The 11,616-nt window shown below is 66.2% G+C and carries 14 protein-coding genes and 1 pseudogene; 2 read left to right on the top strand and 13 right to left on the bottom strand.

Annotated features, from left to right (window positions below; all coding sequences use genetic code 11):
- From NN5_RS22340 to atpD, 8 genes and pseudogenes are all read right to left on the bottom strand, one after another.
- Nucleotides 1–398: pseudogene (locus NN5_RS22340) on the bottom strand (F0F1 ATP synthase subunit alpha); the annotation flags it as partial.
- A complete protein-coding gene (locus tag NN5_RS22345) occupies nt 391–1,131 on the bottom strand; it encodes a F0F1 ATP synthase subunit delta (protein WP_067738473.1) in 741 nt (246 codons plus the stop codon). The gene NN5_RS22345 and the pseudogene NN5_RS22340, both read right to left, overlap by 8 nt.
- A gap of 18 nt (nt 1,132–1,149) precedes the next feature.
- Entirely contained in the window at nt 1,150–1,392 is a 243-nt protein-coding gene (locus NN5_RS22350; RefSeq protein ID WP_039285828.1) for a F0F1 ATP synthase subunit C, read from the bottom strand.
- Complete coding sequence (locus NN5_RS22355) at nt 1,389–2,081, bottom strand: F0F1 ATP synthase subunit A (RefSeq protein WP_067738476.1); 693 nt, start codon at nt 2,079–2,081, stop codon at nt 1,389–1,391. The genes NN5_RS22350 and NN5_RS22355 overlap by 4 nt, the downstream gene beginning before the upstream one ends.
- Nucleotides 2,078–2,356, bottom strand: a complete 279-nt coding sequence (locus NN5_RS22360; RefSeq protein WP_084385113.1) for an ATP synthase subunit I — start codon at nt 2,354–2,356, stop codon at nt 2,078–2,080. Before NN5_RS22360 ends, NN5_RS22355 begins: the two co-directional genes overlap by 4 nt.
- A complete protein-coding gene (locus NN5_RS22365) occupies nt 2,356–2,634 on the bottom strand; it encodes an AtpZ/AtpI family protein (protein ID WP_067738481.1) in 279 nt (92 codons plus the stop codon). The genes NN5_RS22360 and NN5_RS22365 overlap by 1 nt, the downstream gene beginning before the upstream one ends.
- Nucleotides 2,631–3,077 (bottom strand): F0F1 ATP synthase subunit epsilon, encoded by a 447-nt coding sequence (locus NN5_RS22370; RefSeq protein WP_067738484.1) that lies wholly within the window; start codon nt 3,075–3,077, stop codon nt 2,631–2,633. The genes NN5_RS22365 and NN5_RS22370 overlap by 4 nt, the downstream gene beginning before the upstream one ends.
- Nucleotides 3,074–4,477, bottom strand: a complete 1,404-nt coding sequence (gene atpD, locus NN5_RS22375; protein ID WP_067738501.1) for a F0F1 ATP synthase subunit beta — start codon at nt 4,475–4,477, stop codon at nt 3,074–3,076. The genes NN5_RS22370 and atpD overlap by 4 nt, the downstream gene beginning before the upstream one ends.
- 411 nt (nt 4,478–4,888) lie before the next feature.
- Here atpD and ggt point away from each other — a divergent pair, with 411 nt between their 5' ends.
- Nucleotides 4,889–6,622: a gamma-glutamyltransferase gene (gene ggt / locus NN5_RS22380; RefSeq protein WP_067738487.1), complete on the top strand. Its 1,734-nt coding sequence runs from the start codon at nt 4,889–4,891 to the stop codon at nt 6,620–6,622.
- A 94-nt stretch (nt 6,623–6,716) separates the two neighbouring features.
- Here ggt and NN5_RS22385 read toward each other — a convergent pair whose 3' ends face one another.
- From NN5_RS22385 to NN5_RS22400, 4 genes are read right to left on the bottom strand one after another with little or no spacing between them, the layout of a single operon-like run.
- Entirely contained in the window at nt 6,717–7,130 is a 414-nt protein-coding gene (locus tag NN5_RS22385; protein ID WP_067738490.1) for a ketosteroid isomerase-related protein, read from the bottom strand.
- An 11-nt stretch (nt 7,131–7,141) separates the two neighbouring features.
- The gene (gene fghA / locus NN5_RS22390; protein ID WP_067738504.1) at nt 7,142–7,981 is read right to left on the bottom strand and encodes an S-formylglutathione hydrolase; all 840 of its coding nucleotides are present in this window, start codon (nt 7,979–7,981) and stop codon (nt 7,142–7,144) included.
- Nucleotides 7,982–7,985: 4 nt separating this feature from the next.
- Nucleotides 7,986–8,366 carry a VOC family protein gene (locus tag NN5_RS22395; RefSeq protein ID WP_067738492.1) on the bottom strand — a complete coding sequence of 127 codons (381 nt, stop codon included), beginning with the start codon at nt 8,364–8,366 and terminating at the stop codon, nt 7,986–7,988.
- Between the two features lie 14 nt (nt 8,367–8,380).
- Entirely contained in the window at nt 8,381–9,493 is a 1,113-nt protein-coding gene (locus tag NN5_RS22400; protein ID WP_067738495.1) for an S-(hydroxymethyl)glutathione dehydrogenase/class III alcohol dehydrogenase, read from the bottom strand.
- 97 nt (nt 9,494–9,590) lie between these two features.
- On the opposite strand from NN5_RS22400, the gene NN5_RS22405 reads away from it, so the two are divergent.
- Nucleotides 9,591–10,484: a LysR substrate-binding domain-containing protein gene (locus tag NN5_RS22405; protein ID WP_067738498.1), complete on the top strand. Its 894-nt coding sequence runs from the start codon at nt 9,591–9,593 to the stop codon at nt 10,482–10,484.
- A gap of 28 nt (nt 10,485–10,512) precedes the next feature.
- On the opposite strand, the gene NN5_RS22410 is transcribed toward NN5_RS22405, so the two are convergent.
- Complete coding sequence (locus NN5_RS22410; RefSeq protein WP_084385116.1) at nt 10,513–11,499, bottom strand: alpha/beta hydrolase; 987 nt, start codon at nt 11,497–11,499, stop codon at nt 10,513–10,515.
- Nucleotides 11,500–11,616 lie beyond the last annotated feature (117 nt).

Here is an 11,616-nt window from a genome sequence, read left to right on the forward strand (position 1 = left end):
AGGCGGCCCGCCTCGACGATCGGATCGCCGCCGTCGAGCGGGCGGCCGAGCGGATCGACGATACGCCCCAGCAGCCCTTCGCCCACCGGCACGCGCACCACTTCGCCGGTGCCCGAAACGCGCATCCCCGCCTCGATTCCCGCCGCATTGTCGAGAATGACCGCGCTGATCGCATCGGCATCGAGCGTGAGCGCCAGCCCCATCTCGCCGCCCTCGAAGCGAAGCTGTTCGTTGAGGCGGACATCGGGCAGGCCGGAAATGCGGGCAATGCCGTCGGCCACTTCCTCGACCACCCCGAACGTTTCGGCATGGGGCGTGAGGTCGACGGTTTTCAAGCGTTCCCGGCCCTGTTCCAGCCAGCGCGTGCCGAGATCCGGCGGGAAGGCGGCGTCATCCATCCTGACTATCCAGCTTGGCCGTCACGCGGTCGAGATCGGCGCGCAAGTTGACATCGAGCACGGCCATGCCGCCGCTCAGGCGCAGCCCTGCGATCAGGGCGGAATCGCTGGCGAAGGCCAGTGCCGCCTCGTGCCCCAGCGCCCGTTCGATCACTTCGCGCGCGGCGTGCTTTTCCTCGTCGCCGAGCGGGCGGGCACTGACGAACGATGCCGGGGACGCGCTGGTGGCAAGCGCTTCGCGCGTCGCTTCGGGCAAGGCGGACAAGGCCTGTTCCAGCTCGGGCAGGAACGCCGCGAGCGGCAGTTTCGCACCGGGCGCTTCGAGCAGGCGCGCGGCCATGTCGGCGGCCAGTTCGTTGGCATGGCGGGCCATCTGCGCCTCGGCCTGTCCGCGCGCATGGGCAATGGCCGCTTCGGCATCGCCGCGCTGGCGCTGGGCCTCGGCATGGGCCGCCTCGACGAGCTTGGCGCGCTGGCCTTCCGCCTCCTTGCGCGCGGCATCGAGCGCGGCATCGCGCGCAGCGATCGTGCGGTCGCGTTCGTCCTCCGCTTCGCGGATGGCCTGCGCCGCCTTGTCCTGCACGGCCTTGGCATCGTCGAGCAGGGCATTGGCCGCCGCCTGCCGGTCGGCCACGACTTTCGCCATGGGGCGGAAGAAGAACCGCCCCAGCAGCCAGAGCAGCACCACCAGATTGATGGTCTGCAGACCGATGGTCCACCAGTCGATGCGCATGGGACGCGCGCTCCCGCCTTACTTCACGAAGGGATTGGCGAAGAGCACCAGCAGCGCCACCACCAGGCAGTAGATCGCCATGGTCTCGATCATGGCCAGCCCCACGAAGAGCGTGCGCGAGATCGTGCCGGCCGATTCCGGCTGGCGGGCAATGGCGTCGAGCGCGGCAGCCACCGCCCGGCCCTCACCCAGCCCCGGTCCCAATGCCCCGAAGGACACGGCGATCGCGGCCGAGAGAATGCTGATTTCTTCAACTGTCATGAAGCACTCCGTTCAGGGGAACCGGCATCGCGGCCTTCGCTGACCGCGGCGCCGATAAAGACGCAGCCAAGAATGGCAAAGATATAGGCCTGCACCGCGCCCGTCAGCAGATCGAGCGCCATCAGCGGGATCGGCACCAGCAGCCCGGCGAGCGAGAGCATGATACCGATCACGAAGACCCCGCTCATCACATTGCCGAACAGGCGGATGATCAGGCTGAACGTGCGGGTGATCTGCTCGACGAGGTTGAGCGGGATCATCACCCAGGTCGGCTCGGCGAAAGTCTTGAGATAGCCGACCAGCCCGTTCGAGCGCACGCCGTGATAGAGCGTGGCGGCGAAGACCATCAGCGCCAGCGCCGCATCGGTTTCGAGATGGGCGGTGGGCGGCTCCACCCCCGGCAGCGCGCCGGACCAGTTGGCGATCAGCACGAACAGGAAGATCGTGCCGATCAGCACCCGGTAAGGCGCGGGATCGGACTGCACGACATCGCGGATCTGATCGTCGAGCGCCCCGGTTATGAGTTCGGCCACAACCTGCACTTTGCCCGGCCGCTGCTTCAGCCTGCGCTTCAGCAGGAGCGCGCCAAGCACCATCACTGCCATGATCACCCAGGTCGCGACGACCGGCTGGGTAATCGGCACCGGGCCGATATGGAACAGCGCTTCGACGACAAGCGGCGAGTTCATGGCTCCCTCCGCGTGCGGCGCAGCACCAGGGCCCGGGCGATGACGATGCCCAGTGCGCCTGCCAGAAGAGGGATCGCGCCCAGCTTCACCAGAGCGAACAGCACGGCCACCATCACTGCCATGCGCAGGACATGCACGGCCACGGCGCGCGTTGTGCGGCCGGCCAGATAGTCCTCGCTCACCGAAGCCAGCGTGCCGAAGTGCACGAAGCCCAGCACCAGCCCGAGGACCAGCGCGCCGGCAGCTTCGAGCCAGACGAAGGGTTCGAGCCCCATCATACCCCCCTGTGCATCCAGCGCCACGCGAGCACGAACCCGATCACGGCCCCCACCATCAGCGCCGGCGCGGAAAAGAAGATGCCGGTGCCGAAATGATGATCGAGCCAGCGCCCCAGGACGAGCATCAGCAGTATCGGCAGCACCACCATCCAGCCCAGCACGCCGATCTGCGCGAAGCGGGTGCCGAGCGAAGGCTCCGGATCGGCACGGCCCGCCTTCTCCCGCTCGGAGGCCTGGCGCGCGGCCTCGGCCATGGGGTCGAGATCGGCGGTCATGCCTGATGCTCCGCCAGAATGTCGCTCAGGCCTTCGTCGCCATCACGCATCAGGTAGCGCATGAGCTGGCGCACGGCGCGCGCGTGCATCTGCGCCTGCTTGACGCGGGCGACGCGCTCGGCGTCTTCCTCGCTGGCCCGTTCCGCCTCGATTTCGGCTTCCAGAGCGTGGAGATCATCGCCGAGCCGCGCCCTGCGGCAGGCGATAGCGACGTGATTGCCGCCGCTTACCGTCAGCACCCCGCCGCGCACTGCGCAATAGTGCCGCGTGCCCTGCTCATCCTCCCAGCGCACCAGCGAGGACGGCAGCACTGTCAGCAGATCGGTATGGCCGGGCAGAATGCCGAAACTGCCGGATTCGTCCATCGCCCGCACCTTGCAGGCCATGCTGTCCGTGACTGCGGTCTCGGGCGTCGCGATGGTGAGGCGCAAGGTCCGGGTCATGCCGTGACCGTGCCCCCCGCCGCCTGTTCCTTGGCCCGCGCCTCTTCCAGCGTGCCGACCATGAACAGCGAGCTTTCGCGCCAGGTGTCGCACTCGCCGTCCAGGATCGCGCGGCACCCGGCAATGGTATCCTCCGGCTTCACCGACTTGCCCGGCGTGCCGGTGAACGCCTCTGTGACCACGAACGGCTGGGTGAGGAAGCGCTGCAAGCGCCGCGCGCGTTCGACGATGCGGCGGTCCTCGACGCCCAGTTCCTCGATCCCGAGCAGCGAGACGACGTCCTGCAATTCGCGGTAATGCTCGATCGTGCGGCGCACCTCGGTGGCGACGCGCACGTGCTCCTCTCCCAAAATGTCGGGATCGAGCAGGACCGAGGTGGACGCGATCGGATCGATCGCCGGATACATGCCTTCCGCCGCCATCGCGCGCGACAGCACGATCATCGAATCGACATGGCCGGCAATGGTGGTGACGGCGGGATCGGTAAAGTCGTCGGCGGGCACATAGACCGCCTGGATCGCGGTAATCGCCGCCCCGCCCACCGAGGCGATGCGTTCCTGCAGGCTGGCCACTTCGCTCGCCAGCGTCGGCTGATAGCCCACGCGCGAAGGCAGGCGGCCGAGCAGGCCCGAAACTTCGGCGCCCGCCTGAACGAAGCGGAAGATGTTGTCCATCAGCAGCAGGACGTTCTGGTGCTTCTGGTCGCGGAAGTATTCGGCAATGGTCAGCGCCGTCATCGGCACGCGCCAGCGCGCGCCGGGCGGCTCGTTCATCTGGCCATAGACCAGCACCGTGCGCTCCAGCACGCCGGAATCGCCCATGTCGAGCAGCATCTCATGCCCCTCGCGCGAGCGTTCGCCCACGCCCGCGAAGACGGAAATGCCCTGATAGCCCGTCACCATGGCCTGGATCAGTTCCATCACCAGCACGGTCTTGCCCACGCCCGCCCCGCCGAACATCGCCGCCTTGCCGCCGCGCGAGAGCGGAGTGAGCAGGTCGATCACCTTGATCCCGGTGGTGAAAGTATCGATCGAGCCGGTCTGCTCCGAGAGCGCGGGCGGTGCGCGGTGGATCGGCCAGCGCGGCACGTCGTCCGGCAGCGGCGCGCCCTTGTCTCCCAGCGCGCCGGAAACGGTCAGCAGCCGCCCCAGCACGGCATCGCCGACCGGCGTCGTCAGCGACGTCCCCAGCCGGCGCGCCGCATCGCCCCGGCGCAGCCCGGCCGTCGGCTCCAGCGCGATGGCGCGGACCGTGGCCGTATCGAGATGGGCCTGCACTTCGGCAAGAATCGCGGGTGCGCCCTGCTCCTCGATCATGACGGCCTCGTCGATCGCGGGCAAAGCGCCTTCGGCAAACGCGATGTCGACCACGGCGCCGCGAACGGCCGTAACCGTCCCCATGGTCTGGCTGTGATCATGATCGCTGAAAGTCACCGGCGAGTCCCGTAATCGCAGCAGTGATGGTCGGCGGTCGGGGCGGCCGTGTCAACCGGCTGAAAACACTCGTGCATCATCGCATCAGCCCCTTGTCGCTCACAGTGCGGAAAAAAAATCCTGCCCGTGCATGGCGGATCCTGTCACCCCGTTCGTTTATGAATGCGAGCCCCGTGACCGCCCGCTACCCCCTGTCCCGGCGAAAGGCAGGACACGGGGCTCTCCATCAGGGTCAGGCCATTAGGGGCAGGCAATGTCAGCATGGTGACAGGGAAAGGCCCCTAGATACCCTCAGACGGAATTTTGTCCGGCCTCGGGTTGCTAACCTGCGGCCGGCATGTCTCTATAGGTTTTTGCTCTAATATCCGGAGGTTGCCCTTGCGCCGACTGTTCCTGCTTGCCGGTGCCGCATCGCTGGCATTCGCTGCCGTCACTGGCGCCAATCCCGCCGTTTCGCCTGCGAGTGCCAAGGCCCCCGCGGCGGCCAGTGCGGAAAAGCAGTCCGGTTTCGCCCGCCATGTCATGGTCGCCGCCGCCAACCCGCTGGCAACGCAGACCGGCGTGGACGTGCTCCGGAAGGGCGGCTCCGCGATCGACGCGGCAGTGGCGATCCAGGCCGTGCTGGGGCTGGTCGAGCCGCAGAGTTCCGGGCTCGGCGGCGGGTCCTTCATGATCTACTACGACGCCAAGACCCACAAGGTCACGGCCTACGACGGGCGCGAAAAGGCACCGATGGGCGCGACCAACCGCCTGTTCCTGGGCGAAGACGGCAAGCCCCTGCCCTTCTTCGAGGCCGTGCTGGGCGGCATTTCCACCGGCGTTCCGGGCGCCGTGGCCATGCTCGACATGGCGCACCACGAACACGGCAAGCTGCCCTGGGCCGATCTGTTCAAGCCTGCCGAAAAGCTGGCTTCCGAAGGCTTCATCGTCAGCCCGCGCCTTGCCGGGATGATCACTTCCAAGGCGCCGCAGGCCAAGGCGCCCGATGCCGTGCGCTACTTCACCAAGCCGGACGGTATGCCCTATACCACAGGCGACCTGCTGAAGAACCCGGCCTATGCCAGGACGCTACAGCTTATCGCCAAGTACGGCGCCTCGGGACTGCTGACCGGCCCGATCGCGCAGGATATCGTCGGCCGGGTGCATGAGGGCCCCCGCCCCAGCACGCTTACGCTGGCCGACCTTGCCGCCTACCGCCCGACCAAGCAGGAAGCGCTGTGCAAGCCTTTCCTCACTTATGTCGTCTGCACCCCGCAGGCCCCCTCGGGCGGGCCGGGCCTGCAGATCGCTCTGGGCATCCTCAACCAGACCGACATCGCCAAGCGCGGCCCGGACGATGCCAAGGCGTGGTTCGAATTCGCGCAGGCCAGCCGCCTCGCCTATGCCGATCGTGACCGCTACGTGGGCGATCCGGCTTTCGTGAAAGTCCCGGTAGCCGGCCTGCTCGACCCCGCCTATCTCAAGGAGCGCGCCGCGCTGATCGGCGAAAAAGCCGGGCCGGTGACTTTCGGCATACCCGAAGGCGCCCCCGAAGTCGGCCCCGACAAGACCGCGGAACCGGGCGGGACCAGCCACTTCGTCATCGTCGATGCGCAGGGCAATGTCGTCTCGATGACAACCACGGTCGAAAGCATCTTCGGCTCAGGCCGCATGGTCGACGGGTTCTTCCTCAACAACCAGCTTACCGATTTCTCGCTCTCCCCCACCGACAGCGACGGCACCCCTGCCGCCAATGCCCCCGGCCCCGGCAAGCGCCCGCGTTCGAGCATGGCGCCTGCCATCGTGCTGACGCCCGGCGGCAAGTTCGTCGCGGCGGCGGGATCGCCCGGCGGCTCGGCGATCCAGGCCTACAACCTCAAGGTGCTGGTGGCGCTGCTGGGCTGGAAGATGAGCCCGCAGGACGCCGTCTCGCTGCCCAACCTCGTGGCCAAGGGCGATAATTACGGCGCCGATCCCTTCCCCGAGCCGATCATGCAGGCGCTGGCGGAACGCGGCATGACGCTATCGACCGCGCGGGGCGAGAACTCGGGCCTGCAGGCGATCGTCGTCAAGAACGGCGGTTACGAAGGCGGCGCCGATCCCCGCCGCGAAGGCACCGCGCGGGGCTTCTGACCCGCCGGGCAGATCAAATATGGAGCCGCGCCGCCAGCAAAGGCGCGCGCATGGCTCCAAGGCGGGGTGAGGGCAGCGCCCCTCACCGCTTCTCTCACCCCGCCTGAACTTGCGCGATCCAGTCGGCCAGATTGTAGTGGTTTGAAACCCGCGTGATCCTGCCATCGGCCATTTCGAAGAAAGCCCCGACACGCAAGTGATAGGTCTGCCCGCGTGCGGCTGGCAGCCCCTCGTCGGTTTCGAGATAGCGCCCATCGAGCATAAATTCCGCCGAGGCGCGCGCACCGTCCGCGCTCGCCATAAGCTGCGGATCGAGCACCTGCTCGGCATAGCAGCGGTTCATGTGCGCGAGGAATTCGCCGAACAGCGCCTTGCCCTTGCGCGGCGCGCCCTGGCTCGGCTCGTGCACCACATCGTCTGCCAGCAGCGCAAGCATCCCTACGGCATCGCCCCGGTTGAAGGCGGCATAGTAGGACCGGATCAGGTCCAGTGTCTGCGTGGCGCTCATGTCGTGATCCCTCAGGCTTTCAGCCGCTCCACATGCCAGGCGACGTGCTCGACCATGAACGTGGAGATGAAGTAGTAGGAGTGGTCGTACCCCTCCTGCATCCGGATCGTTGCGGGCTGGCCGGCCTGTTCGCAAGCTTCCGCCAGCAATTGCGTCTTGAGCTGCTCCTCCAGGAAACCGTCCGCAAGGCCCTGGTCGACCAGCAGATCCGGCATGCGCGCGCCGTCCGCGATCAGGGCGCAGGCATCGTATTCGCGCCAGAGCGCACGGTCGGCGCCGATATAGCCGGTCAACGCCTTGTCGCCCCAGGGGCAAGCGAGCGGCGAGACGATCGGCGCGAAAGCACTCACCGAGCGGAACCGTTCGGGATTGCGCAGCGCAATCGTCAGCGCGCCGTGGCCGCCCATCGAGTGGCCGGTAATGCCCTGCCGCGCCATGTCCGCAGGGAACTGCGCCGCGATCAGCGCCGGCAGTTCCGTCTCGATGTAGGAACGCATACGGAAATGCTTCGCCCAGGGCGCCTGCACCGCATCGACGTAAAAGCCCGCGCCCTTGCCGAAGTCATAGCCGTCATCGTCGGGCACGTCCTCGCCGCGCGGGCTGGTATCCGGCGCCACGAAGATCACCCCGTGTTCGGCACAAGCCGCGCGAAACTCGCCCTTTTCGGTGACATTGGCATGGGTGCAGGTGAGCCCGGAGAGATACCACAGCACCGGCAGCTTCGCGCCCTCAGCATGGTCCGGCACGAAGACGGAGAATGTCATCTCCGTCCCCGTTTCGGCCGACCGGTGCTTGTAGACGCCCTGCGTGCCGCCGTGCGAGCGGTTGAGCGAAACGGTCTCGATCGTCATGCGATCAGGCGGCGGCAACGTGCCAGAGGCACAGCTTGTTGCCTTCAGGATCGCGCAAGTAGGCACCATAGCTGCCCGGGAATGCCGCGCGCGGCCCTGGCTCGCCATCGCAGGTGCCGCCATTGGCAAGGCCCGCCGCATGGGCTGCATCGACCGCTTCGGGCCCCTTGGCATGAAGGCCGATCGTGCCGCCATTGGCATATGTCGCGGGCTCGCCATTGGCTGGAATGCCGACGATGAAGACCGGACCGGCGCCGTTGTACATCACCGCGTCGCCGTCGCGGATGACCATGCCCTCGCCGTGGCCAAGCGCGCCAAGCACCGAATCGTAGAAGGTCTTGGCAGCCACGGGATCATTGGTGCCGACGAAAATGTGCGTGAACATGATGCTGGAATTCCTCAGAAAACGACGACGGAGCGGATCGACTGGCCCGCGTGCATCAGATCGAATGCCGTGTTGATTTCTTCAAGCCCCATGACATGGGTAATCATCGGGTCGATCTGGATCTTGCCCTGCATGTACATGTCGACGATCTTGGGCACGTCGGTGCGTCCCTTGGCGCCGCCGAACGCGGTGCCGCGCCAGTTGCGGCCCGTCACCAGCTGGAACGGGCGGGTGGAGATTTCCTTGCCCGCCTCGGCCACGCCGATGATGATCGAAGTGCCCCAGCCGCGGTGGCAGGCTTCCAGCGCGGTGCGCATCACTTCGGTATTGCCGGTGGCATCGAAGGTATAGTCCGCGCCGCCATCGGTCATCAGCACGATCTTGGCGACCACGTCCTCGCGGCTCATGCCCTTCGAGTTGAGGAAGTCGGTCATGCCGAACTTGCGGCCCCATTCCTCGCGGTCGGGGTTGATGTCGACGCCGATGATCTTGTTGGCCCCGGCAAGCCGCGCGCCCTGGATCACATTGAGGCCGATGCCGCCAAGGCCGAACACGACCACATTGTCACCCACCTGCACTTTGGCGGTGTTCACCACCGCGCCCACGCCGGTGGTGACGCCGCAACCGATGTAGCACGAGGTCTGGAACGGCGCATCCTCGCGGATCTTGGCGACGGCGATCTCGGGCAGCACGGTGAAGTTCGAGAAAGTCGAGCAGCCCATGTAGTGGAAGATCGTCTGGCCCTTGTAGCTGAAGCGGCTGGTGCCGTCGGGCATCAGGCCCTGCCCCTGCGTCGCGCGGATCGCGGTGCACAGGTTGGTCTTGCCCGACAGGCACGACTTACACTGGCGGCATTCGGGGGTGTAGAGCGGGATCACGTGATCGTCCGGCTTCACCGAGGTCACGCCCGGCCCCACCTCGCGCACGATCCCTGCGCCTTCGTGGCCGAGGATCGAGGGGAAGATGCCTTCGGAATCGAACCCGTCGAGCGTGTAGGCATCGGTATGGCAGATGCCGGTCGCCATGATCTCGACCAGCACTTCGCCCTCCTTGGGGCCTTCGAGATCGACTTCGACGATCTCCAGCGGCTTCTTGGCTTCGAAGGCTACGGCGGCGCGGGTCTTCATGGGGCAACTCCTGTTTATCGCGGCCTGTCTATCGCGGGGCCGTTGTTGTGATAAAGCCGGAAAATCGCAACTCATTATGTCATGTGAGGGATAATCGATGAGCTCCTGGGACGGGATCGACGAGTTCACCGCCGTCGCTACTGCCGGCACCTTTCGCGGCGGGGCCGCGGCACTGGGGGTTTCCACCACCCATATGAGCCGCGCCATCATGCGGCTGGAAGCGCGGCTGCAGGCGCAACTGTTCCACCGCACCACCCGCTCGGTGCGGCTGACCGACACCGGCCGGGTGTTCCTCGAACATTGCCAGCGTATGCTGATGGAGCGCGAGGAAGCCTTCGCCCTCGTCAACGAGAAAGGCGAGCCGCAGGGCGAGTTGCGCCTCACCTGCTCCACCGCGATGGGCGAACGCTTCATCGCCCCGATCCTGCGCCGCTTCGCCCGCGCCTATCCCCGGCTGCACGTCAACATCGACCTCACCAACCGCGTGGTCGACCTCGTGGCCGAAGGCTACGACATGGCGGTGCGCACCGGCCACTTGCCCGATTCCCGCCTGATCGGCACCCGCATCGCCAGCCGCTCGCTGGTGACATGCGCCAGCCCCGCCTATCTCAAGCGGCGAGGCGAGCCGCGCACGCTGGCCGATCTCGAAGCGCACGACCTGCTCGCGGGCAATGCCGGCACCTGGCACTTCCGGGTGGACGGCAAGGCCCAGTCCTGGCGCCCGCACAGCCGCTGGCGCTGCAACAGCGGCAGCGCTGTGATGGAAGCCGCGCTCGACGACATGGGGGTGTGCCAGCTCCCCGACTTCTATGTACGGCAAGCACTGGCAGACGGCACGCTGGTCCCCGTGCTGGGCGACATCCAGCCCGCCGACGAACCGATCTGGGCCGTCTATCCGCAGCGGCGCCACCTGCAGCCGAAGATCTCGGAGCTGGTGAGCGTGCTACGCAAGGAACTGCCGGGGATGCTGGGGATGGGTGGCAGGGTTTAGGGTCTTTCCGTCATGCCAACGGCTGGCATCAGCCGCCAAACACACCGATAGTATGCAGCCATTGTTCCACGAGTTCAGGCCATTGGCCGATGGGCAACTTGGTCGGACGCAAACCGAATGCATGGCCGCCTTGCGCGTACAAGTGCATTTCGGCCGGAACACCCGCCTCCTTGAGTGCGACATAGTACGTGAGTGACTGCTGCACGCTGTCTACGTCATCGTTCTCGGCATGGAGAAGGAACGTCGGCGGCGTATCGGAACGAACGCGAATGTCAGGACGCAGTTTCAGGTCTGATGCATCGCGGGTTTTGCTGTTTTCATCTTCATGAACCCACAAGTGACCGGGATAGACGATAACTGCAAAGTCCGGGCGGCAGCTCAGCTTGTCCGCAGCATCCAACGGCTTGTAGGCCCTCTGCGCGAAGTTCGTGCTGAGGGCCGCGGCCAGATGTCCGCCGGCCGAAAAGGCAATCACACCGATCTTGCCCGGATCGACGTGCCATTGCGCAGCATGTTGGCGCACCAGCCCCAATGTGCGCTGCGCGTCCTGCAGGGCCGTTGGCACCGGCGGGTAGTAACGGTGCCCGTCCTTCCATGTCGGCCCTGAATCGGGCACACGGTACTTGAGAAGCACGCAGGTTATCCCGCGAGACGTGAGCCAATCGCAGACTTCCGTGCCTTCCAGATCCATGGCCAGAAACTCATAGCCCCCGCCCGGAAACACCACCATGGCCGCACCGGTATTCTGCCCCTTGGGAGCATAGACCGTCATTGTCGGCTGGCTGACATTGTTGGCCCTGGGCCACCATTCGCGCCCCGGCGGGGGACCAACGGATTCCGGTTCCGGATTGCTCAAGGCATCGGGGGGTGTCCCCGGCCAGATCGGCACTTGCACATACCCCGGCGATGGCTGCCAGATGGCCGATGCGGCAGGCTCTGCCGCTTCCCCCGCAGCCACGCAGGCGAAGTTCAGGAAGCCCAACGCAAAAGCCCATGCCAACCTGTGTCGGTCCATCATCGCTCCGTCCGGTATGCCTTGCGAGCCAGAATGATCGCGTCGAGGCGTCCGGACAAGGGGCAGTCCGGTTTTAACGCCCTCCACAATCTCAGTAGATTTTAGACAATGCGAATG

Origin of the sequence: Novosphingobium naphthalenivorans NBRC 102051 (assembly GCF_001590985.1) — a bacterium.
GTDB classification, from domain to species: domain Bacteria; phylum Pseudomonadota; class Alphaproteobacteria; order Sphingomonadales; family Sphingomonadaceae; genus Novosphingobium; species Novosphingobium naphthalenivorans.